The sequence below is a fragment of the Legionella fallonii LLAP-10 genome, from assembly GCF_000953135.1.
Lineage (GTDB): Bacteria > Pseudomonadota > Gammaproteobacteria > Legionellales > Legionellaceae > Legionella > Legionella fallonii.
In genome coordinates this window covers 77,449-99,179 of the sequence record NZ_LN614827.1, presented here as the reverse complement: position 1 = coordinate 99,179, position 21,731 = coordinate 77,449, and the positions used below count along the sequence as shown (strand labels likewise).

Sequence of the window (21,731 nt, the reverse complement as noted above, 5' to 3'; positions counted from 1 at the left end):
ATATTGTACAAGGGATAATTAGCAGTACGATGGCCTTTTATTACATCTATTTTGCTATTTCAAATAGCTTTAAGACACAGGTCAATGCTATAATTGAACTAACCCGATAGCGAGTGATTTTCGAACCAACACTCACAATCAGGGGAGCATCCTGAAATTGGTGTTGTGCAAGACCACCCTGTAGTGGGAAGCCTGAACCGATTCATTCGCCCCCCCACTTGAACCTCAGGGTTCCAAATCTGTGTCTGTCGGGTTATGTATTCAGTAATTGCTCTTTCAATAAGAGATACTCATCACGTACTTTAGCCGCCAATTCAAATTCCATATTTTTTGCGTGTAGATACATTTGTTTCTCTAAGGTATTAATCTGTTTCACTAATTCCTGAGGAGACCAATGGGTGTATTCGGGAGTCTTTTCTGCCACAGCCGCTTTGCGTTTACCGAGGTGAGAACCTTCCATGATATCGGCCACCGATTTATTAATGCCTAAGGGTATAATATTGTGCTCCAGATTAAATGCTCTTTGTTTTTCTCGTCGTCTATCCGTTTCATCTAAAGCTCTTTTCATTGAGCCGGTGATTTTATCAGCATAAAGAATAGCGCGGCCTTTTACATTGCGTGCGGCCCGTCCTATAGTCTGGATTAAGGAGCGATCTGAACGTAAGAAACCTTCCTTATCTGCATCAAGAATGGCAACCAGAGCAACCTCTGGCATATCTAACCCTTCACGTAATAAGTTAATACCCACCAAAACATCAAACTCACCCAAACGTAAATCACGAATGATCTCTACTCGCTCGACAGTATCCACGTCAGAATGTAAATAACGCACTTTAATTTTATGTTCCATCAAATAATCAGTTAGGTCTTCCGCCATCCGTTTGGTTAAAGTGGTCACCAGAACTCGTCCACCCTCCTTAATTACCAGATGAATTTCAGACATTAAATCATCAACCTGAGTTCTGACCGGTCTAATTTCTACCTCAGGATCAACCAAACCTGTGGGACGTACGACCTGTTCGGCAACATTATCTGAATTAGCCTGCTCATAAGCCCCAGGGGTCGCAGAAATGTATATCGTTTGTGGCGAGCGCTCTTCGAACTCTTCAAAGCGTAACGGTCTATTATCCAAAGCTGAAGGCAACCTAAAGCCATAATGAACTAAAGTTTCTTTACGTGACCGATCCCCGCGATACATGCCACCAATTTGCGGCACCGTCACATGAGACTCATCGATAACTAATAAGGCTTCCGGGGGCAAATAATCAAATAAAGTCGGTGGCGGCTCTCCTGGTCCTCTCCCCGATAAATAGCGAGAATAATTTTCAATCCCAGAGCAATAACCAAGCTCGAGCATCATCTCAACATCAAAAGAAGTCCGTTGTTCTAGGCGCTGGGCTTCAACCAGCTTATTTTGCGCATTAAACTCAGCCAACCGCCCCTGTAGCTCTTCTTTAACCAGATCGACGGTTTCTAAAATACGCTCACGTGGGGTCACGTAATGCGTTTTAGGAAAAATGGTAACACGAGGAAGGCGCTGAATAACTTCTCCTGTTAAGGGGTCAAAACGAGCAATATTTTCAATTTCTTCATCAAATAGTTCAACGCGTATGGCTTCTTTTTCTGAGTCCGCAGGAAAAATATCCACCACATCACCATGTACTCTAAATTGACCGCGCTCCAATGACATAGTGGTACGAGTGTACTGCATTTCCGCAAGACGTTTTAAAATTTTCCGTTGTCCGCATTGTTCTCCACGGGAAAGATGTAATACCATACGAAGGTAGGAATCGGGATCGCCCAAACCATAAATGGCAGATACTGTTGCAACTATAATCGCGTCTTTGCGCTCAATTAATGCTTTAGTCGCTGATAAACGCATCTGCTCTATGTGCTCGTTAATGGATGAGTCTTTTTCTATAAAGGTATCTGAGGAAGGAACGTAAGCTTCAGGCTGATAATAGTCGTAGTAAGAAACAAAATACTCTACCGCATTATCTGGAAAATAGGTTTTAAATTCACCATACAATTGCGCGGCAAGTGTTTTATTTGGCGCCATAATTAAGGTGGGCCTTTTCATCGCCTGAATGACATGAGCAATAGTAAATGTTTTACCCGAACCAGTAACACCTAGAAGGGTCTGTTTGGCCAATCCAGATTCCAAGCCATCAATTAATGAGGCTATTGCAGTAGGCTGATCACCGGCAGGTTGATAGTTTGCGTAAATTTTAAATAAATCTTTCATAGTTTATATTATAAGCCAAGACGCTTATAAATCACAGGAGCTAACAGATGGACATCGCATTAGCGAGGCGTGTAAAAAAGGTGAAACCTTCCCCCACTTTGGCTGTGGCCGCCAAAGCGGCTCAAATGCAAGCTCAAGGGCTTGATATCATTAACCTAGGAGTCGGTGAACCGGATTTTGATACACCACAAAATATTAAATTTGCAGCCATGTCGGCAATTGAAGCTGGTTTTACCAAATATACTGCTGTTGATGGGATGGTTGAATTAAAAGAAGCCGTTAGAAATAAATTCAAAAAAGATAATGGCCTGGATTATCAATTGAATCAAATTTTGATTTCAGTGGGTGGAAAACAAAGTTGCTATAACCTGTGCCAAGCATTTATCGATGCGGGCGATGAGGTGATTATTCCGGCGCCTTATTGGGTTTCTTATCCTGATATGGTATTGCTGGCCGATGGCGTGCCTGTGATTATCTCTACAACTCCTGCCCAGCGTTATAAAATTAATGCCGAGCAATTAGAAAAGGCTATCACTCCCAAGACTAAAATGATATTCCTCAATAGCCCATCTAACCCATCAGGAGTCGCTTATACCCTAGATGAATTAAAAGCCCTTGGCGAGGTATTAAAAAAACACCCGCAAATACTTATTGCTACAGACGATATGTACGAACACATTGTATGGAGCCAACCCTTTGCTAACATTCTTAATGCCTGCCCAGAGCTCTATGACCAAACCATAGTACTCAATGGTGTTTCCAAGGCCTATGCCATGACCGGATGGCGCATAGGTTATGCAGCAGGCCCTGCCCCTTTAATCAATGCGATGAAAACCATTCAATCACAATCCACCTCTAACCCTTGCTCCATAGCTCAAAGTGCTGCCGTAGAAGCGCTATCAGGTAGCCAAGAAAGTGTACTGGAAATGGTTAATGCCTTCCACCAAAGACATGACTATGTCGTTGATAGATTACATCATATTCCTGGGATAGAGGTAATTCCTGCCGATGGCACGTTTTATATTTTCCCAAGTGTGCAAGCGATTATAGAACGACGCGGCTATGCCAATGACATCGAGTTTTCAGAAAAATTATTACACGAAGTAGGGGTGGCTCTAGTACCAGGCTCCGCATTCGGCAACGAAGGCTGTATCCGCCTATCCTTTGCTACTGGAATAGATACTCTGAAAGACGCACTCAACCGATTACAACGTTTTTGTAATTAATTAAAAAAAATATCATTAAACACTTGACGATTGCGCGGAATCACTTTAAGATTCCGCCTCATTCCCTGGTAGCTCAGTCGGTAGAGCGGATGACTGTTAATCATTAGGTCGGCGGTTCGAGCCCGTCCCAGGGAGCCACTCCCATCAAGCTCGAAGTAAATTTTTAGGCTCTTCCCCGTTTCCCGGGGCACTAATCAAGAACACAAAACTTTAACTCTTAACCTGTAATTTTCAAAGTTTCTAAATCCATAAGCACGTCGTTGAATCAGTTTCATCATCAACATGCGGTTTAATGCTATAAACTGTCATTTATCAACTCTTATTTTTGCGAAAGTTAATGCACAAGAATATATGGGTGTTGCGCCTTATCGAGCCAATGAAGCATCATTAATAAGTGCTTCTTTTCTAAAGCAATACATCCAGCCGTGGGTGAATTTGGCGAACGCCACAAGTGTATAAAAATGGCGCTACCTTTTCCTGCGATTGTGGGATTCATATTGTAGTTTATGACAGCACCATAGATATAGGGCTCAATTAACATCGATTCATAACTTTTCGCATCGGTTGAGCCAGACACCCACGTGTTATAACGTTTATTGTTAATATCATCGATAAATTTGTCATCTGCAGTGATGTATTTATAATCCATTTTAAGTGCCAATGGCTGTGTTCCAAATACCTCTCCGATGGAATATAAGCCTGCGGGTGTTTTTAAATCACCCTCTTTCTTTTTCCCAATCGACGCTATCCCATTCTTTCCAATAACAGCACGAAAGGCGGGTGTAAACATTGGTTTCCATATTGCTCCGTGGCGTTGACATAGGGTCATATGGGCCTTAATGCCACCCAATGACTTAACAATAATAATTTGTGAAGGATAGGGCAGTATTTTTTTTACCTGTTCGGATGTGTTCAGAACTTGGCAAGCGTCCTTAGCCTTATCCGCTGCCATTGAAACAGAGTTTGTTGACATCAATATAGCAAAGATTACTAACGATACATGGCATTTATAACTCATTTACAATCGCCCAAAACTGGCTAATAAATTGACACAATACGCATTTATCGGTATCATGTAACCCTTCTGTTGTGAAGCAGAGTCTTATGAATTATACCATATGTGATAAGCGGCATTTAACGAAATTCATCATTGCACCATTCTTATTCCTCTATTTTTCCGCATGTTTTGCAATGGAAGTACCCATTTATGATTTTCCTATCATATATTCTCAAAATGCAAATGACTATTTGTCTCCAGATGGAGAGGATTACAATAAAAATTTATTAGGCCCTGAATATCAAAACTTACAATTAAAGCAATTTTACAATCATTATTATTCTACTGATGCTCAAGGATTATCACCTTGGAGCGCACAAATGGTAACGTCCGCCTTGCCGTTAATGAAAAAAATTGAGATCGAAATATTAGAAGACTTTAACAATCAAAAAAAATCGAATGAAGACAAACATTATGCAGAGAATTTCAAGGAACACGACCAAACTTGGTGGAGCAGAATAAGAGATAATATGGATTTATATGCACTTGCCTCCAGTGAGTTCAAGGAAGAAAATAGAGCTATTTCAGTTGCAAATACCTATGCACGGGGGTTACCTGATAATGCACCTGATTTTTTTCATGCCAGTCTACCTGGCCAAGGATTCCCTTTTGATAATTTGCAAGAATCGGCAATTTGGGCAGGAACGCCACTCTATATCTTTAGTGTGTCAAAGGACAAAGCTTGGTCATTGGTCTTAACACCTGATGGTTATTTTGCGTGGGTTAAAAGTAATGATATTGCCTATGTTTCATCTGGGTTCATAAACCAGTGGCAAACAGCAGCACAACACAGCCTTATTGCAGTTACTCAAACAGAAGCAAGCATTATCGATGATCAACAGCAATTTCAATTCACTGGATATGTTGGATCTGTATTTCCAATGATTGAGCGTAATAGTCAACAAACCTCCATCTTAATACCCGCTAAAAATAGCCATAATCAAGCTATGATAAAAACTGGCATTATCAATACAAACGCATCGGATATAATGCCTTTAACTGCCTCGCCCAAAAGCCTGGTCAAAATTATTAACCAATTAAAAAATCGACCTTATGGCTGGGGTGGAGCATTCTTCTTTAATGATTGCTCTCAAGAGATGAAAAGTATATTCACACCATTTGGAATTTGGCTCCCCAGAAATTCGGCTCAACAAGCACAGCTAAGTTCAACACTGGACTTATCAAAAAATAATGTTGACGAACGCATAAGCTTGTTAAAAGAAAAAGGCCATCCATTGATGACCATTATTTATATCGGTGGCCATGTAATGTTGTATGTAGGCAAGAAGGATATAAACAATAATAAAGAGGCTGCTATTACCTATCAAAATGTCTGGGGCATGTCTCCTGAGAACAATGACAAACGCTATGTAATTGGTCAATCCTTATTTTTCCCTCTTCTCAAGCACTATCCAGAAAATCCAGATGTTAGCTCACTCGCGGACGAACCTAATTTTAAACTGATCTATCTTGATGAATTAAATTTAAAAGCAGACTCTCCTCACGGTTTTGCTAATAGGTTTTTAGAGCAACGTAATATCCAAAATTAATCATTCAAGTTTATTGAAAGCTGATTAATTTGTAAGTTGTACTCTATTTGCGGGAGTGATTGCTGAATAGCATTGACCAAAATTTATCACTTCCTCTCGCCGTTGAGTTCGGAATATACTTACTAAGGGGAGCCACTCCCATAAGGCATTCAAGCTCGCTCATCTAAATATTAAATTTTCCGGGCTCTACCCAACATGATATTATTTGCCTATGCATTATCGACGTGATTACACTCCAGGCGCGACTTATTTTTTTAGTGTTGTGACCTTTGGGCGCCGCAAACTATTTAACCATCCCGATAGTTGGCATTTTCCGATGACTCGTAGGGGCTCTGATTTAATGCTAAATGTAGTCAATCGTTGGGTTGCAAAAAAACGCAACCCAACCTACGGAGCTAGACTAACTTGATTAAAATGCCCCCTTAATTGCTCTCTTTGCATACGTGTTAAAATTATTGTGTTTAATTTATATTTGGACTGACATCATTAGTGGAAGAGACGGGATCACATTTTTTAAGACTACCGACTGCAAATAAGCCTACTCCCGCAAGGGTAACTGCGGCTCCAATTCCTGCCACCACTAATCCAGCAATACCAAAGGTTGCGGCATTAAGTACAGTAAAGGCAACTGCGACTGCTGCAGCTCCAAGAACAGCCATAAAACCACCTAATATTTGCATGCTTAAATTACAAGAAGAGCTATTGTTTTTCGGAGTAATTGTATTTGCTTTTATAGGAAAAGCTTTTTCTAGGCGTTGAATCTCTTCTAAAACACCCTTCTTATCATTCTCACTCAAATAATCAATATATTGTTCTGCAAGTACTTTTGCATTTGTTGAACATTCCTGTTGTGCTCCATCTTTATAATGAAGTGTAACCTCGTATTGAGCTGGAAAGGATTCTGAAATGGAATCTACACTCACCGATTGGATTTCTTTTTCTATTTTCATTTTCATAATAAAATTCCCTGGTTAACTAAAAAGAACTATTATAAAGACCGTCATTTAAAAGATCAAATTGACAGCAATAAGATCAGAAAGGCATGTGCTTGCGTTGACCTAATTTTTATCACCTGGAGAGTTATGATGAAGAGGTTTCTATTTGTAGCTGCGTAGGTTGGGTTGCATCTTTTCGCAACCCAACATGATATTATTTGCCTATGCATTATCGACGTGATTACACTCCAGGCGCGACTTATTTTTTTACTGTTGTGACCTTTGGGCGCCGCAAACTATTTAACCATCCCGATAAAATTGCTCAATTACGGTTGGCATTTTCCGATGAAATGGCTCGTCGCCCTTTTCATATCGATGCCATCGTCATTATGCCCGACCATCTCCATACCATTTGGACGTTACCGACTGATGACCTGGATTACTCAATTCGGTGGCGTAATATTAAACGCTCATTTACTACAACCGTTCCCCAGGAACAACGCCCCGTTGTTTTGGGTAGTCGACAACGTAAAAATGAACAAGCCATATGGCAGCGAAGATTTTGGGAACACCGTATCCGAGATGAAAATGATTTCAATCAGCATGTCGATTATATTCATTATAACCCCGTTAAACACGGAGTTGCTCTTCGTCCCGTTGATTGGCCATACAGTAGTATTCATCGTTACATTCGCAATGAGCTTATCAGCCCTGATTGGGGTAGCAACCCTATTAACTTATCAGATAAGATTGGTCATGAATGATGCGCCATTACTCGTAGTAAGTTCTGATTTAATGCTATATGTAGGTTAATCGTTGGGTTGCAAAAAAAACGCAACCCAACCTACGGAGCTGATTGGGATAGCAATCCGATTAGCTTATCAGATAAGATTGGCCATGAATGATGCGCCATTACTCGTAGTAAGCTCTGATTTAATGCTAAATGTAGTCAATCGTTGGGTTGCAAAAAAACGCAACCCAACCTACGGAGCTGATTGGGATAGTAACCCGGTTAACTTATCAGATAAGATTGGTCATGAATGATGCGCCATTACTCGTAGTAAGTTCTGATTTAATGCTATATGTAGGTTAATCGTTGGGTTGCAAAAAAAACGCAACCCAACCTACGGAGCTGATTGGGATAGCAATCCGGTTAGCTTATCAGATAAGATTGGCCATGAATGATGCGCCATTACTCGTAGTAAGCTCTGATTTAATGCTATATGTAGCTGCGTAGGTTGGGTTGCATCTTTTCGCAACCCAACATGATATTATTTGCCGATACATTATCGACGTGATTACACTCCAGGTACGACTTATTTTTTTACTGTTGTAACCGTTGGGCACCGCAAACTATTTAACCATCCCGATAAAATTCCTCAATTACACTTGGCATTTTCCGATGACTCGTAGGGGCTCTGGTTTAATGCTAAATGTAGTCAATCGTTGGGTTGCAGAAAAACGCAACCCAACCTACGGGGTTACGTTTTAAATTTTAATGCGCAAAGATAAGCATTAAAGGATAATACAACGACTACATGTTGGTGTTGGCTTATCATCGGCGGCAACCTCTGGTTTGAAGAAGGTAACTTGTGGTGCATGAGCCATGGACAGGACTGGCGCAGGACTTACAGGGGGAGGATTAACCATCGGTTTTGTGTCAAGAATCATACCTGGAAGAGTCACGGCATCCGGAGTTGGTAAAGCAGAAGGCTCCCGGGCTGAAACGTTTGCGGCATCGATTAAGATGGACGAAACTAGACTTAAAGCACCCGCAGGATGTCGCAATGCAGCAGATAGGGCTTTTCGTCTTTGCAATTCATTGAGCACATCATCTTTTTCTACCGCAGCATGAAACGCTTTTTCACCAGCAACACCCCAAATCGCACGTATGAAGGGAACAGCCTCATCTACTTCTCGATGAAAGCTTCCTGATTTACGATTAATCAATAATAGCTCACCATTATGATAATAAACCTCCCCCCCGATAATACGAGCAGCGAGTTTTCCATAAGGCCCTATTAGGAAGGAATGTCCCGTCATTGCTGCATCTTTTTTAAGGAGCACTACAAGTTTTTCGCCCCCTTCACCCTCTAATTTTTTTTGTGTAAAAATGACATAGATGTAATTTTCATTAATTATTTTACAGAAACCATCTCCTACGGGCTCATTATTATCATCAAACTCAAGTGCCAGCACAGGATCAGACAATAACGATTTCCCTCTATATTGATAATAGCTGGAATCTTTTACAAAAAGGAAAAAAGCCACTTTAAGCATGCCCCAAGGAGCGGTGTCTTCAGGTAAATGACCTACGAATTGATAGCCTCTTAGTTTTAAAGCATTTATTTTTTCTTGTGCTTTCGCATAGCTATAAGATTCCGTAGAGCCTTTTTCCTTGGGCATTTTTTATACTCTATAAGCAATAATACATCATTATTACTGTAAAAGTTTAAAAATAGCAAATAGGTGACCCCATGTTTGGAATAGTGCGGGAGTCACCTATAGAAGCAGTGTACGGACTATCCTTGCTGTTGCACTCCAGGAGAAACGAGCTCCAAATGCTCCACTACTTTGTGTTGATCATAAAGAAGCGTTTTATTAGGTGCTAATCCATACCAAGAGCTCCCTTCAATTTTGCTTAACTCATCAAGTAAAAAGGAAGATAAAGAATGACGATGGTAGGCTGTCGAAGGATTCTTTAGCAAATCGTTGAGTATCTCCTCTATATCTGCCCCATCACTTGTAATTTGCGCTACTAAATCGACAGCTCGCTTTTGTCCGGTCGAGCCATGGCGTAACCAGCTAAAGAAGCCATTAGGGCCTCGGTGATTAACATCCCCTCGATACCACTCTTGGTATTTTTTTACTGCATCTCGCACAGCGGATATCGTTAATTGGTTTGCTAAATCAGGCTTATCAATAGGGTGAGTATCGTCAACCGTTTCACTTGATATTTTATCAACCACCTTAGGTGGGAGAGACTGTTTATGAACAGGCCTGGGTGGTTCCTGCTCCAGAGCATGGTGTTGTGCACGCACAGGTTGATTCGCCCGTAACACTATATTTTGATACAACCCAGCGGTTAAATACACCGCATAATAGGAGCCTTCTTGCTTGATTTGCAGCCCCAGATCTTGCCTCTTATCCAATAACGTTTGGGCACTTGCCTGACTTTTGAATGAAATCTTATAGTCAGTCCCATTAGATAAAATCCAAGGATGTTCACTAAGCCCTAAATGGCCTTTGATTGCTAAGGCATTATCCCTGCCCCCCAGCAACTCAGTGTAGGGTGTAGGCTGAGTCACTATCGGTTGCGGTGGAGGTACAATGTGGCTTGAATTGTGCTGGTGCATAGAAGCCGTTTGTTTGGCTTGCTGTAGTACATGTCGATACAACCTAGCGGTTAAATATACCGCATAGTAAGCTCCTTCTTGCTTGATTTGCAGCCCCAGATCTTGCCTCTTATCCAATAACGTTTGGGCGCTTGCCTGACTTTTGAATGAAATCTTATAGTCAGTCCCATTGGATAAAACCCAAGGATGTTCGCTAAGCCCTAAATAACTTTTGATTGCTAAGGCATTGTCCCTGCCCCCCTGCAGCTCAGTGTAGGGTGTAGGCTGAGTCACTATCGGTTGCGGTGAGGGGGTGATGTGGCTTGAATTGTGCTGGTGCACCGGAGCCGCTTGTTTGGCTTGTTGTATTAAATTTTGATACAGGCTAGCAGATAAATAGACTGCCGAATAGCTGCCTTCTTGTATGACGCGCAGATTCAGCCCTTGCCCCTTATTGACTAAGGCCTGAGCGCTTGCCCCGCCTTTGAAAGAAATCTTATAGTCAGTCCCATTAGATAAAACCCAAGGATGCTCATTAACGCCTAAATAGTTTTTAATTGCTAAAGCATTATCATTCGCTCCCGCTAATGGAGTGTATGGTGCCGAGATATGTACTACCGGTGGCTTAGGTTGTGCTATTGACTGTCTACGAGCAACAACTTGTTTCCTAAAATTATCTGCCATTACACTATTGTACTCCGTGTGCAATACCGCAAGATCAGATTGCTGGGTCATTTGCTCTTCCACGGGTAAGCGCTCCATGCTGCCCTTATTTGCTGTATAATGACCACCTACGGTGCGATCGCTTCCCGCATTAAGCAGCACCGCGTCTACATTTTTCGCCAATAGCTCTTGTCCGTACTGCAAGAAATCGGCATGAATAATGGGGCTGATGTATGGGTTACTAAGAACGGAAAGATCTTGCTGTACCCGAACAGGGTCATTTTTAGTATCTTTAGCCCAAACAATCCAATCAACTTGTAATTGATGTTTTTGCGCAGCCATGGCAAAAGCACGATACATCAGATCTCTGGCTTTAATTTGAGATGTTGAATCGATGGTTTTGATATAAAGGCCTACACCAAACGCGGGCATTACCAATCGTTGATGACCATGTTGTTTTGCCGCAGAAACAATAAAGTCAGCTAATTTGTTACATTCTTTTTGATATTCTGTCGCATTAAAAATGCCATTGGGATTAAACCGTGCTGAATCGTAAGGAGATGTTCCCATAAGATTAATGGCACAGGTAGTAATCACTGGGATCTCTGTTGGGCTATCTAGTTGACCACCCAAATAAAAATCAACGGGACCGTAAACTAGGCGCTGACGCGTTAAATGACGATATCCATTCGCCCTATCCTTGTCAGGTGCTAAAAGGGAGATATTAGTCCCATTAGGAGGGACATAGCCTATGCGGGTGGCTAATAATTCATCTCCAGGAGTAATGGCTAAAAAATCATCAGTAAAATGAACCTGTTGTCTCGCCAACTTATTTTTTATTCGTTGAGCTCTAGTTTGTTCCACATGATTTAACGGATGATTTTCTAAGTAGCGAACAAGAAAATCCATTTGTTCTTGGTAATATTGCGTATAATTAAGTTGCCTAGGCATAGGTAATAGTCCCGGTTATATTCTGGTTAAGTAAAATGTAACAATAATTTAATTGTTCAAAGGATAGTACGATTGATAAAAGGGTGTTATCACCTAGCATTAGGAAGATAGCAATATTATACTTTCTTGACCTTTATTTGTCCACTATGTTCTATTGATGAGAGCTCGAAGCAGGACCTTATGGACCTGCAGCCGAGCCTTGACTCATAGAATTGGCATTATAAGCACTAGGTGCTGGTTCTTGTTGTGCAGTAAAAGGATCGCCGCCTAAGTTCTTGATGCGGCTATTTAATTGATTTAATACTTGTAGTTGCTCTTCCGTCGGAGTTTGACCATCCGGCGCAAAAACAATGCTGTTGTTAGGATTGCGCAAATCCAATAACGCTTCAAAAGCCATGTTTATTTTATTTTGACTGACAAAGCCCGCGATGACTATCGCTTGACCTTGTAAATTTTGATAATAATTGATAACGATATCGTCAGGACGAAAGGTAAAAGAGAGCGCGAAATAGTTGCTCATATCGTCTTTTAATTGAGAAGTAATACCAATTATTGCCTCACGGAAGTTACAACGTAATTGTTGTGGGAAACCACTAACCTCAACAAGAAGATCACGCAAAGTATCCGTAGGGAAGTAAACATTCTTGTAAGGAAACGTTTCGATACACGCAGGAGGCGGGGCTGGCTGAGAAACATAATAATTAGTGTAATATTGCGGCGCAACGGCTTCATCCACGAAGAACCATTGAACGACGGGATAAGTAAAATAATTCTCTATGGCATAAAAGGGTCGTACTGGATACCAAAACCCCCCATAAAATCCCAAGTGATACCATGCATTATACCAATTATGGTAATGATTGTTCTGCCAGTAATGACCATAAACGTTAAACCGTTGTACATTATAGTTATAAAATTGTTTATGGTATTGCTGTTGATAGCCGTTAACCTCGTGTACCCATTGGGCGTTATTTGCAGCATGGACAAACTGTTGATTCCACGTCATGGCATGATGCAGGTTTTGTTGCGTCATGGGATTATTTAAGTGGCTGGGCTTGGTATTGACCACCACATGAGCAGGATAAAAATTCCTATTGTTGTTATAAGGATTTATCGGGTGAATTGTTTTATTAGGTGTTGGGGTTATCGGCTTTGGGGTATTAATAGGAGTTACTGTGGGTTGAAGACCATGGTGAATAGGCTTTTGTATAGGTTTTTGTATGGGCTTTACTATTGGTTGTTGTATTACTTTATGCTGTATCTGAGGCACATTAATTTCGTTATGTTGGACTCCATTGGGTCCATGCAAGGGACGTATTACTTCATGAGGTCTTACATTTTGAAATTGCCTATGTTCTCTTGGCACTTGCATAGCGGCGGCATGTGGGTTTGAAAATCCCCGATGAGGCTCATTCGCTATCATCTCGGGATTGGCTGATGCTACTGTCGACAATACAAATAATGCGGCCCTAAAGAGTATACCCATGCCCCCTGTAACTAATTGCATTTTGTCCGATACCATAAATATCCCTGTAACAATAAGAAGCCATTCTATGATAGAAAGAGTATTCCATTTTGCATTTACTTTCATCTAAAACAACCGTCTATTTTCGTTTTCGCTATCAAACAAATCACCATGGTCATTAGACGGCACTTCATGTGCAAATTTAATCCAAGTCTATTTTATCGACTAAACTTAGCTTAATTGCTTTAATTAATTTGGAATGAGTGATCATGATTTATAAGCTATCTGAATTATTTAATCTGAATGAAGAGGTATTTGTTCGTGCATTTACCAAAATCCCTAATGACTGTACCTTTTTAGATCTAAGCTATAATGGTTTGTACAATAAAAGGAACACTGAGTTAAACGCTGCTTTTAAAAATATACCACAAAGCGTAACCTCATTAGATTTGAGTAATAACGACTTTTTCCAGAAAAAAGGGGCTGATTTTGCTAGAGTCCTAAAACGCCTGCCAAAACAAATTAATTCCCTGGATCTAAGTTTTAACTATTTAGGCGCGGAGAAAGGCGAAGAAGACTTAATTAAAATATTTACGGCCATACCTGATCGTATTATCACTCTGGGATTAAGCTGGAATAATCTAAGTCATCAAAGTGGTGATGTATTAGCCAGGGCTTTTGCCGCCATTCCTCAGAGTATTACCTCACTTAGCTTACGCCATAATACCCTCAATAAAATGAATGGCCAGGAATTAGTCCAATTGTTTTCCTCTATTTCAAGAGCGTTAACCTATCTAGATTTAAGTTTTAATCATTTGAATCATCAAGACAAAGACACATTAACTCAAGCTTTTGCAGTACTGCCCCCACATCTCAGTACTCTGATGTTACATGGCAATGGCTTTAACCAATATAAAAAAGCAGAGTTAACTACCATTTTGGGCACTATTTTCTTGGAAATATGTGTAGGCTTGGAATAAAGCTGAAGTTATAACCAGGCTTTAAATCTTTTGATATACCAAGTTTTAACGACTTGTACTAAAGCACAATAAGAAAACAGCGTTAGTATAAGCCAAAAAAAGTAGCTTGCTGGTAGTTCCACTAAATGCAATATGGGTCCCAAGGAGGAATAAGGTAAATAAAGCCCTAGAATCATAATCACCACGGTCATAGTGATTAAAGGCGTTGCGGCCATACTTTGGATAAAGGGTATTTTTTGGGTACGTATCATATGGACAATTAATGTTTGCGATAATAAACCCTCAACAAACCAACCTGATTGAAATAGCGCCTGTGTTTCTGGCGAATTGGCATGAAAAATAAACCACATAATAGCGAAGGTGGTCATATCAAAAATAGAGCTGGTAGGACCAATAAAAATCATAAACCGTGCAATACCGGTAGGCTCCCATTTTCTTGGCGTTTGCAGAAAGTCCTTGTCCATTCTATCCCATGGGAGTGCCAGTTGTGATACATCGTAGCAAAGATTTTGAATTAATAATTGCAATGGCAACATAGGCAAGAAAGGTAAGAAAGCACTGGCAATAAGAACACTAAATACATTGCCGAAATTAGAACTGGCCGTCATTTTGATGTACTTAATAATATTGCCATACACCTCCCTGCCCTTTACAACCCCCTCACTCAAAACCAGTAAGTTTTTCTCTAAGAGAATAATATCAGCGGACTCTCTGGCTATATCTGTTGCTGAATCAACCGAAATACCTACATCAGCATCTCGTAACGCGGCAGCATCATTGATTCCATCACCAAGAAAACCTACCGTATGGCCTTTATTTTGTAATATCTTAATGATGCGCGCTTTTTGCAGCGGAGCAAGCTTGGCAAAAATAGTGGTGGTTTCTACGCGTGCACTTAACTCCCCATCGGACATCTGTTCTATAGCATCACCGAGCAATACCTCATGACAGAATAGCTCTACCTCTTTGCAAACACGCCGAGTAACTATGTCGTTATCACCGGTTAAAATTTTGACTTCCACTCCATGCTTGTTCAATTCCTTGATCGCCTCTGTGATGCTTTCTTTGGGAGGATCTAAAAATGCCATCAATCCGGATAAAATAAGTTGCCTTTCATCCCTCACAGAATAGGGTGTGTCGGTCATGGGTAATTTTTTATAGCCTATAGCAATAACGCGAAATCCTTCTGCATTTAAACTATAAGCTAGATCAATAATCTTGCCCCGCTGCTCCGCACCAAGAGAAGTAATTTCATCACCCAGATGAAAATCAGAACAAATATCAAGCAATTCTTCAACAGCTCCCTTACAAATGAGAAGATGTTGATTTTCCTCTTCACTGACTACCACGGACATCCTGCGTCTTATAAAATCAAAAGGAATTTCATCGATTTTCTTATATCCTGAAGAGAGCTTTATTTGACGTTCAATATCACGATGTTCCAGAATGGCTCTATCGATCATATTTTTGAGCCCGGTTTGATAGAAACTGTTAAGAAACCCATATTCCAGAACTTGCAGACATTCCTGGCCATTAACATCCAGATATTTTTCCAAAATAATTTTGTCTTGCGTTAAGGTGCCTGTTTTATCGGTACAGAGAATATCCATGGCTCCCAGGTTTTGAATGGAGTTGAGACGTTTTACTATTACTTTATGCTTGGACATGGCAACGGCACCACGAGCAAGGTTTGCCGTAACAATCATAGGAAGCATTTCTGGAGTCAAGCCGACCGCGACCGCAATAGAAAACAAAAATGCTTCTTGCCAATCCCCTTTAACGAAGCCATTGATAACAAAAATAATAGGCACCATAACCAAAATGAAACGTATCAATAGCCAGGTCACACTATTCACCCCTTTATCAAAGCTGGTGATGCTACGATGACCAATAATACTTTTTGCAAGAGAGCCAAAAGAAGTGCGATGTCCTGTAGCAATGACAACAGCCTCTCCAGAACCACTAACGATACTGGTTCCCATAAAACAGAGATTATTACGCTCCATAGGGTTAGTACTTGTATCACTCTTCACTTGAATGGATTTTTCCACAACACTAGCAAGAGTATCGTATTTTTCTATAGGCATGGATTCGCCCGTTAAGGCAGATTGACTGATAAATAAATCTTTGGAGTGAATTAGTCTGACATCTGCAGGCACCATATCGCCAGCAGAAAGATAAATAATATCGCCGGGCACTAAGTCTTCAAAAGGAACTTCTATTTTATTTTTATTCTTACCTTTATTTTTGTTGGTGGCCTGCTCATTGTCCTCGACAACCTCTTCACTATGGCGCCTGACGGTAGCTTTGGTGAGTACCATATCTCTTAGCTTTTCTGAGGCTTGTGAAGAGCGGTATTCTTGAATAAAACGCATGATGACACTAAGCAGCACCATAACCGTAACAACTATAGTTCCTCTCATATCATGGGTAATGTAACAAACGACGCCCAATAAAATGAGCACCAAAATGAATGGATTCCTAAAATTATTGAGTAACATCCGGTATCCCGATATAGACTCTTCGCGCGCGACTTGATTCTTGCCATAACGCTCCAATCGCTCCTCGACGTCACGAGGGGACAACCCCTCTTTCGATGTTTTGAGTTCAGCATAGACCTCATCCATCTCCAGATTAGAAATTTTTAGCAAAACTTCCCGGGATTTTAATCCGTTGTTCATTCATACGTTCCTTCGCTCCCTTATCTATCTACTATAGATGGCGATTACAATGTGGGTAAAGGAATTAATAAAATATTTCTTTGACTAAGTTATTTTGATGGCTATCCTATACTTTGTATTTTGATAAACCGTGTTCAAGGAGAACAATATGGTCAAAGCAATACCCGATGGATTTCACACACTTACCCCGTCTTTTACTTTTAAAGATTGCCGACGAGCAATAGAATTTTATAAAAAGGCATTTAACGCTCAATTACTTGATCTCTTTCCCTCTCCCGATGGCAAAGGAGTGATGCATGCGACAATAAAAATTGGCGATTCGATCATCATGATGGGCGATGAAATGCACGGCAGTGAAAATTGTCCCAAAAGTGCAGAAACTATGGGGCATTCGCCAATTAGCTTGTTTGTCTACGTATCTGATGTTGATGCAATGTTTAACCAAGCTATAGCTGCAGGAGGACAAGTCACTATGCCGGTAGCCGATATGTTTTGGGGTGATAGAGCAGGCCACCTTAAAGATCCCTTTGGCTATTCATGGATGATTGCAACACATACTAAAGATCTGACCCAAGAAGAGATCAGCAAAAATGCCGAAGCTTTTTTGGCATCGATGACCAAAAAATAAAATAATCGATAGTTATAGTTGTGATAAAAAAGGCCCTTACCGCCTCGTTATTAACTGGGTATCTAATCAGGGAGATTATTATGCCACGAGAGACATTAATCTTTTTACCGGGAGTTTTATCCGATCAAAAGGTATGGGCCTATCAGGTAAGTCATCTCAGTGAGTTGGCGGCTTGTAGTGTTATCCCTATCACCTCAAGTAATAACACAGCAGACCTACTAGAAATGGTTTTAAAGCAAATTGCAGGCAAATTTTGTTTGGTAGGTCATTCTATGGGAGGACGGCTGGCAATGGAATTGGCTAGACAAGCCCCTGAGCGTGTTTCTAAATTATGCTTAATCAACACTTCTGCACGACCAGATTCGCCAGAAAAACAACAAAACCGAATTGAGATGATCCATGCAGTTGAACAAGGTAAATTTAAAACTGTAGCAACCAATTTAGCCAATTATTATGTGTTTCATAATAAAATAAAAAAAGAAGTAATCTCTATGTTTCTAAGAGTGGGGGAACAGGCCTTTCTCAATCAACAAATAGCGTTATTAACCCGGAAAGAAATTACTTCATTTTTAACACAACTGACTATGCCAACATTAGTCATTCACGCACGCGAAGATAAAAATTTTTCCTTGACTGAGCACGAAGAATTAGCAGATGCAATTCCTCACGCAAAACTAGCTGTTATTGAAGATGCCGGGCATATGTGTCCTATGGAGGCTCCTCAAGCAATAACGACTTTATTACGTTTTTGGCTTAATTATTTTTAGTCTATTATTTACGATGTTGCTCTTAGTACTCATCATCTGCAAGATTAAATGCCTCTTGAATATTCTCCAATTGCTCCTCAACCACATTTAATTTTTCAAAACTAGCAATATGAAATAAGGCTTGTCCCGAGTGAACCAAGGGCAACATATTTTCACCAATAATGATTCCGGAAAGAGGTGATTTCAATTTATATTCTTCCGTACTCGTTGGATTAGCAATAATAGCAATAACCTGCCCTTTAGTGACTTTATCCCCTGCTTTTTTAATATGCCTCAAAATACCGCTGGTTGGAGCGCGCAGCCAATAAGAGTTTCGAGAAATAGTCGGCACACATTTTTTTAAATGGTATTTACCTGGTTTGATCATCTCTAGGGCAAGCATCACACTTAAAATACCATTAATGCCAGTTCTAATAGATAACTCGTGAAAACGTAGTGCCTCTCCAGCTTCATAGACTAGTAGAGGGATTCCTTGCTCATTAGCATACTCCCTCATCGAGCCATCTCTGAAACTGGAATGCAGTATTACTGGGACATTAAAAGCCCGTGCTAAATCTTCTATACCGCTCATATCCAAATTGGCGCGAATCTGCGGCAGATTAAAACGATGATTGGATCCTGTATGCAGATCGATAGCATGTGTGGATTGAGTTAAAATTTCTTTACTAATAATGCCCGCCAAAATTGAGGCAAGTGACCCTTTAGAATTTCCAGGAAAAGAACGATTTAGATCGCGCCTGTCCATTAGATAGCGTTCTTGATATAAAAAGCCGTAAACATTAACTATGGGAATGGCAATGATGTTGCCATTAATTCGTTTCAATCCCTTTTTTTTCAAAAGACGACGTATGATTTCAACGCCGTTTATTTCATCACCGTGAACGGCCGCGGTAATGCATAAAGTAGGCCCCTCTTCCGGACCATTAATAACATGAATAGGTAGGCTTATGGGGGTCCAATCATATAATTTAGGCATGGGGAGGAATATCGTTTTATGTGTTCCCGCTCTGACTTTTTCATCACCGATGATAATACTTTGCTTACTCATCTTTAGCATCCCTGAAAATTACTACTTAAACCAATTAACATAATCCATCTAACTCTCATGGTGAATTATCTTTGCGGCAATAGCAACAGGTTATTTATTTCCTTATAAATTGATGGAGTTTTATGGATATGCTCGTTATATTGCATATGAAGGGAATCATGAACTGACATGATCTTTGGATTTTTCATCAAGAATCAAGGAGTGAGCAGTGAAGCAAATTGAAAAGGAATTGCAAGAAGCAAAAGCAAGACTTGAACGATATGAAACGGAGCAAACAGAATATAATGGTGATCAAGGGCCCGAACGCTATTTGTTTTTCATTTCAATCAAGCAGCTCATTAATGGAACAAAAATAGAAATAAGCACTCTAGAACGGCAATTGAAGAAACAGCAAGAAAGCCCGCCAGAGAGCCGGCCAACTGATTGTGGCTTGTAAATAGATTGGCCTGGAATTTACCTAAAAGCAGTTAACTTGGTTTGAACACCATGAAATATAAGGTAATGAAAGGCAGAATCGTTGCGATGGTGCCAAAAATTGCCCATAAACCTTCGTAAATCCAGTATTGATGTGGTATTGCTGCTGATTCCTGAAAGCGATTTGCCATGAAGTGCAATTTGATTTGTAGAGGAATGAGTATCACTACCCAGATAACCCCGGAAGCAATAAATAAAGATAATCCCCAGAAAATCCAATAAACATGCCAGTAATTGCCATAATTACTGGCTAACAGCATTCCTGTAATGGCAATAAGCACAATACCGAGAAAGGTAAAGCAGATGTCCGTGTAAGTCACTAATCGTTGCGAAAAAGCAACAATGCGCCAATCATGCGATAGATCGGCAAAGACTTTCCAAAAAGCAGTGACTACAATATTCCCAAGGAAAATTACCACACCACAAATATGTAGGGTTTTTAATAATAGATAATGTTGTGACAAAATCATAGTGCATCGTCCATTTGAAAAAGAACATCCCTACTAAAAGCCTAATGATCTCAACCAATAATAGCAATTACCGGATTAAAAAATACTTGTATTAGAGCTCTATCTCCTATTAGAACCGAAGCCCACGGACCTGTCACGGGATTAGAAAAAAGGCTTTAACTCAATTGATAATATTTTTTTATTGCATCAATAGTATATTGAATATCCATGGCAGTAATATCCAGATGAGTTACCAGCCTTATGATGTTTAATGGATTAGGCCTTTTAGGAAAAAGAATATTGTGCTGCCGCAAATGCTCCCATAATCCAGCATATTGATTGGGGGCCTTAATAAAAAGCATATTGGTTTGCAAAGTACCTTTATCAACTTCTAGCTCATCTATTTCAGCTAAACCAAGGGCAAGGGCGTGTGCGTTATCATGATCTTCTTTTAAACGCGAGACATGATGTTCCAAGGCAAAAATTCCTGCGGCAGCAATAATTCCCGCCTGGCGCATTCCACCACCAACAACCTTTCGCCAACGTCTTGCTTTGGTGATTAGTTCTTTTGTCCCACAAAGTACAGAACCTATAGGCGCCCCCAATCCCTTGGACAAACAAATAGAGATAGAATCTACATATTGACTGATCTCGTGTAATTCAACGTTCAGCTTTACTGCAGCATTAAACACCCGTGCTCCATCAAGATGGCAAGATAAATGATGTTGCTGGCAAAAAAGACGAACCTGATTTAAATAGGCAAGAGGCAGTACTTTGCCTTGAGTTGTATTCTCCAGACAAAGTAGTCGAGAACGTACATGGTGATCATCAATAGGTTTAATCGCCATGCTTACTTTGTCTAAATTCAAAGAGCCATCTTGCTCGAAATCCAAGGGCTGAGGTTGCACACTACCTAAAACGGCAGCCCCCCCTCCTTCCCATAAGTAAGTATGAGCAGTTTGGCCAACGATATATTCGTCACCTCGTTCGCAATGCGCCATAATGCCTAGCAAATTAGATTGTGTCCCGCTAGGAGCAAAAAGTGCGGCCTCCATCTCTGCCCGTTCAGCAATCATGGCTTCCAATCGATTTACTGTAGGATCTTCGCCATAAACATCATCCCCTACCTCAGCACGCATCATGACTTCTAACATGGCTTTGCTAGGCTTTGTCACCGTATCACTACGGAAATCTATTATGTTCATCACTCTCTCTTTTCCTGTCGTTTTTAAGCACTATAGCCATGTTGCTAACTGGGGGCAAAGTACAGAAAATCA

Annotated in this window: 18 protein-coding genes, 1 tRNA gene, 1 other RNA gene and 1 pseudogene; 10 read left to right on the top strand and 11 right to left on the bottom strand. The window is 40.5% G+C overall.

Features of this window, described 5'->3' with window-relative positions; translation table 11 throughout:
• The first annotated feature begins 97 nt into the window (after positions 1-97).
• Positions 98-259, top strand: a non-coding RNA gene (gene ssrS, locus LFA_RS20695) — 6S RNA.
• Here the strand turns inward: ssrS and uvrB are convergent.
• Positions 254-2,245, bottom strand: a complete 1,992-nt coding sequence (gene uvrB / locus LFA_RS00405) for an excinuclease ABC subunit UvrB (RefSeq protein WP_045094437.1) — start codon at positions 2,243-2,245, stop codon at positions 254-256. The genes ssrS and uvrB overlap by 6 nt on opposite strands.
• A 47-nt stretch (positions 2,246-2,292) precedes the next feature.
• On the opposite strand from uvrB, the gene LFA_RS00400 reads away from it, so the two are divergent.
• Both LFA_RS00400 and LFA_RS00395 read left to right on the top strand, forming a co-directional pair.
• Positions 2,293-3,471 carry a pyridoxal phosphate-dependent aminotransferase gene (locus tag LFA_RS00400; protein ID WP_045094436.1) on the top strand — a complete coding sequence of 393 codons (1,179 nt, stop codon included), beginning with the start codon at positions 2,293-2,295 and terminating at the stop codon, positions 3,469-3,471.
• Between the two features lie 62 nt (positions 3,472-3,533).
• Positions 3,534-3,609, top strand: a tRNA-Asn gene (locus tag LFA_RS00395).
• A 56-nt stretch (positions 3,610-3,665) separates the two neighbouring features.
• Here the strand turns inward: LFA_RS00395 and LFA_RS20565 are convergent.
• Together LFA_RS20565 and LFA_RS00390 are read right to left on the bottom strand one after the other, a co-directional pair.
• A pseudogene (locus LFA_RS20565) lies at positions 3,666-3,746 on the bottom strand (transposase); the annotation flags it as partial.
• A gap of 59 nt (positions 3,747-3,805) precedes the next feature.
• Positions 3,806-4,489, bottom strand: a complete 684-nt coding sequence (locus tag LFA_RS00390) for a L,D-transpeptidase family protein (protein WP_231865880.1) — start codon at positions 4,487-4,489, stop codon at positions 3,806-3,808.
• A gap of 86 nt (positions 4,490-4,575) precedes the next feature.
• Between LFA_RS00390 and LFA_RS00385 the strand changes: the two genes are divergently transcribed.
• A complete protein-coding gene (locus LFA_RS00385; protein ID WP_084602069.1) occupies positions 4,576-6,078 on the top strand; it encodes an SH3 domain-containing protein in 1,503 nt (500 codons plus the stop codon).
• Between the two features lie 461 nt (positions 6,079-6,539).
• On the opposite strand, the gene LFA_RS00380 is transcribed toward LFA_RS00385, so the two are convergent.
• Positions 6,540-7,034: a hypothetical protein gene (locus LFA_RS00380; protein WP_045094435.1), complete on the bottom strand. Its 495-nt coding sequence runs from the start codon at positions 7,032-7,034 to the stop codon at positions 6,540-6,542.
• A 203-nt stretch (positions 7,035-7,237) separates the two neighbouring features.
• Between LFA_RS00380 and LFA_RS00375 the strand changes: the two genes are divergently transcribed.
• Together LFA_RS00375 and LFA_RS00370 are read left to right on the top strand one after the other, a co-directional pair.
• On the top strand, positions 7,238-7,777 hold the full coding sequence (locus LFA_RS00375) for an REP-associated tyrosine transposase (protein ID WP_045094434.1): 540 nt from the start codon (positions 7,238-7,240) through the stop codon (positions 7,775-7,777).
• A gap of 52 nt (positions 7,778-7,829) precedes the next feature.
• Complete coding sequence (locus tag LFA_RS00370; RefSeq protein ID WP_045094433.1) at positions 7,830-8,057, top strand: hypothetical protein; 228 nt, start codon at positions 7,830-7,832, stop codon at positions 8,055-8,057.
• 471 nt (positions 8,058-8,528) lie between these two features.
• Here the strand turns inward: LFA_RS00370 and LFA_RS00365 are convergent, their stop codons facing one another.
• The 3 genes from LFA_RS00365 to LFA_RS00355 all read right to left on the bottom strand — a co-directional run bounded on the left by LFA_RS00365 (position 8,529) and on the right by LFA_RS00355 (position 13,553).
• Positions 8,529-9,419: a hypothetical protein gene (locus tag LFA_RS00365; protein ID WP_045094432.1), complete on the bottom strand. Its 891-nt coding sequence runs from the start codon at positions 9,417-9,419 to the stop codon at positions 8,529-8,531.
• A gap of 116 nt (positions 9,420-9,535) precedes the next feature.
• Positions 9,536-11,962, bottom strand: coding sequence for a hypothetical protein (locus tag LFA_RS00360; RefSeq protein WP_045094431.1), 2,427 nt, complete (start codon positions 11,960-11,962; stop codon positions 9,536-9,538).
• A gap of 178 nt (positions 11,963-12,140) precedes the next feature.
• Positions 12,141-13,553 (bottom strand): hypothetical protein, encoded by a 1,413-nt coding sequence (locus LFA_RS00355; RefSeq protein WP_045094430.1) that lies wholly within the window; start codon positions 13,551-13,553, stop codon positions 12,141-12,143.
• 143 nt (positions 13,554-13,696) lie between these two features.
• Here LFA_RS00355 and LFA_RS00350 point away from each other — a divergent pair, with 143 nt between their 5' ends.
• Positions 13,697-14,407 (top strand): leucine-rich repeat domain-containing protein, encoded by a 711-nt coding sequence (locus LFA_RS00350; protein WP_052673792.1) that lies wholly within the window; start codon positions 13,697-13,699, stop codon positions 14,405-14,407.
• Positions 14,408-14,415: 8 nt separating this feature from the next.
• Here LFA_RS00350 and mgtA read toward each other — a convergent pair whose 3' ends face one another.
• A complete protein-coding gene (gene mgtA / locus LFA_RS00345; protein WP_045094429.1) occupies positions 14,416-17,088 on the bottom strand; it encodes a magnesium-translocating P-type ATPase in 2,673 nt (890 codons plus the stop codon).
• Between the two features lie 148 nt (positions 17,089-17,236).
• On the opposite strand from mgtA, the gene LFA_RS00340 reads away from it, so the two are divergent.
• Together LFA_RS00340 and LFA_RS00335 are read left to right on the top strand one after the other, a co-directional pair.
• Entirely contained in the window at positions 17,237-17,716 is a 480-nt protein-coding gene (locus LFA_RS00340; protein ID WP_045094428.1) for a VOC family protein, read from the top strand.
• An 80-nt stretch (positions 17,717-17,796) separates the two neighbouring features.
• Entirely contained in the window at positions 17,797-18,483 is a 687-nt protein-coding gene (locus LFA_RS00335; protein WP_045094427.1) for an alpha/beta fold hydrolase, read from the top strand.
• A 22-nt stretch (positions 18,484-18,505) separates the two neighbouring features.
• On the opposite strand, the gene LFA_RS00330 is transcribed toward LFA_RS00335, so the two are convergent.
• Entirely contained in the window at positions 18,506-19,531 is a 1,026-nt protein-coding gene (locus tag LFA_RS00330) for a succinylglutamate desuccinylase/aspartoacylase family protein (RefSeq protein WP_045094426.1), read from the bottom strand.
• A gap of 208 nt (positions 19,532-19,739) precedes the next feature.
• On the opposite strand from LFA_RS00330, the gene LFA_RS00325 reads away from it, so the two are divergent.
• Entirely contained in the window at positions 19,740-19,967 is a 228-nt protein-coding gene (locus tag LFA_RS00325) for an EMC3/TMCO1 family protein (protein ID WP_045094425.1), read from the top strand.
• A gap of 31 nt (positions 19,968-19,998) precedes the next feature.
• Here the strand turns inward: LFA_RS00325 and LFA_RS00320 are convergent, their stop codons facing one another.
• Together LFA_RS00320 and ltaE are read right to left on the bottom strand one after the other, a co-directional pair.
• Positions 19,999-20,475: a DUF2269 family protein gene (locus tag LFA_RS00320; protein ID WP_045094424.1), complete on the bottom strand. Its 477-nt coding sequence runs from the start codon at positions 20,473-20,475 to the stop codon at positions 19,999-20,001.
• Between the two features lie 155 nt (positions 20,476-20,630).
• Positions 20,631-21,659, bottom strand: a complete 1,029-nt coding sequence (ltaE, locus tag LFA_RS00315) for a low-specificity L-threonine aldolase (RefSeq protein ID WP_045094423.1) — start codon at positions 21,657-21,659, stop codon at positions 20,631-20,633.
• Positions 21,660-21,731: the final 72 nt, after the last annotated feature.

Bases quoted from the DNA above. Each gene is read 5' to 3' on its own strand.
- uvrB (WP_045094437.1), bottom strand. From the start codon at position 2,245: ATGAAAGATTTATTTAAAATTTACGCAAACTATCAACCTGCCGGTGAT.
- LFA_RS00400 (WP_045094436.1), top strand. From the start codon at position 2,293: ATGGACATCGCATTAGCGAGGCGTGTAAAAAAGGTGAAACCTTCCCCC.
- LFA_RS00390 (WP_231865880.1), bottom strand. From the start codon at position 4,489: ATGAGTTATAAATGCCATGTATCGTTAGTAATCTTTGCTATATTGATG.
- LFA_RS00385 (WP_084602069.1), top strand. From the start codon at position 4,576: ATGAATTATACCATATGTGATAAGCGGCATTTAACGAAATTCATCATT.
- LFA_RS00380 (WP_045094435.1), bottom strand. From the start codon at position 7,034: ATGAAAATGAAAATAGAAAAAGAAATCCAATCGGTGAGTGTAGATTCC.
- LFA_RS00375 (WP_045094434.1), top strand. From the start codon at position 7,238: ATGCATTATCGACGTGATTACACTCCAGGCGCGACTTATTTTTTTACT.
- LFA_RS00365 (WP_045094432.1), bottom strand. From the start codon at position 9,419: ATGCCCAAGGAAAAAGGCTCTACGGAATCTTATAGCTATGCGAAAGCA.
- LFA_RS00360 (WP_045094431.1), bottom strand. From the start codon at position 11,962: ATGCCTAGGCAACTTAATTATACGCAATATTACCAAGAACAAATGGAT.
- LFA_RS00355 (WP_045094430.1), bottom strand. From the start codon at position 13,553: ATGAAAGTAAATGCAAAATGGAATACTCTTTCTATCATAGAATGGCTT.
- LFA_RS00350 (WP_052673792.1), top strand. From the start codon at position 13,697: ATGATTTATAAGCTATCTGAATTATTTAATCTGAATGAAGAGGTATTT.
- mgtA (WP_045094429.1), bottom strand. From the start codon at position 17,088: ATGAACAACGGATTAAAATCCCGGGAAGTTTTGCTAAAAATTTCTAAT.
- LFA_RS00340 (WP_045094428.1), top strand. From the start codon at position 17,237: ATGGTCAAAGCAATACCCGATGGATTTCACACACTTACCCCGTCTTTT.
- LFA_RS00335 (WP_045094427.1), top strand. From the start codon at position 17,797: ATGCCACGAGAGACATTAATCTTTTTACCGGGAGTTTTATCCGATCAA.
- LFA_RS00330 (WP_045094426.1), bottom strand. From the start codon at position 19,531: ATGAGTAAGCAAAGTATTATCATCGGTGATGAAAAAGTCAGAGCGGGA.
- LFA_RS00320 (WP_045094424.1), bottom strand. From the start codon at position 20,475: ATGATTTTGTCACAACATTATCTATTATTAAAAACCCTACATATTTGT.
- ltaE (WP_045094423.1), bottom strand. From the start codon at position 21,659: ATGAACATAATAGATTTCCGTAGTGATACGGTGACAAAGCCTAGCAAA.